This window comes from Citrobacter sp. C348, from assembly GCF_047467975.1.
GTDB lineage: Bacteria > Pseudomonadota > Gammaproteobacteria > Enterobacterales > Enterobacteriaceae > Citrobacter > Citrobacter gillenii.
Genome location: NZ_JASJUJ010000034.1, coordinates 1 through 394, shown reverse-complemented (window position 1 = coordinate 394; position 394 = coordinate 1). Strand labels below are relative to the sequence as shown.

Annotated in this window: 1 pseudogene; it reads left to right on the top strand. The window is 57.1% G+C overall.

The features are described 5' to 3' along the window. A pseudogene (locus tag QNN86_RS23880) lies at positions 1 to 391 on the top strand (capsid protein); the annotation flags it as partial. Positions 392 to 394: the final 3 nt, after the last annotated feature.

Genomic DNA, 394 nt, shown 5'->3' with positions numbered 1-394 from the left:
CCACGCCATGCTTGGAGCATGCTCCTCCGGTACTGCTTATATCAGCGCCCATGAAAAAGCGTTCACCACTTACGCCAACAGCGAGTGGAAGAAGGCGCTGGCCGGTATCAGCCCCGCACTGTTACGTGCCTTTCTGTTGCGTATACGGTCGCTGGAAATGAGCGGAGAAACCTCGCCGCGTGCGACCGTGACCCGTGAGCTGGGTGATGCCCTGAATCTGCAGTCAGCCCTGTATCATTTTGATATGGAGCAGGAGCCGGTCCTGTCCGTAACCGGCATGAATCGCCCGGTAATAACCGGGGTTGATATGGCGCTGTTAAGAAGCCCAGCCAGACGGATGAAGCTTGCCGCTGAACTGGCCGCAAAAGACCACGAACAGGCAGAGGGCTGAATT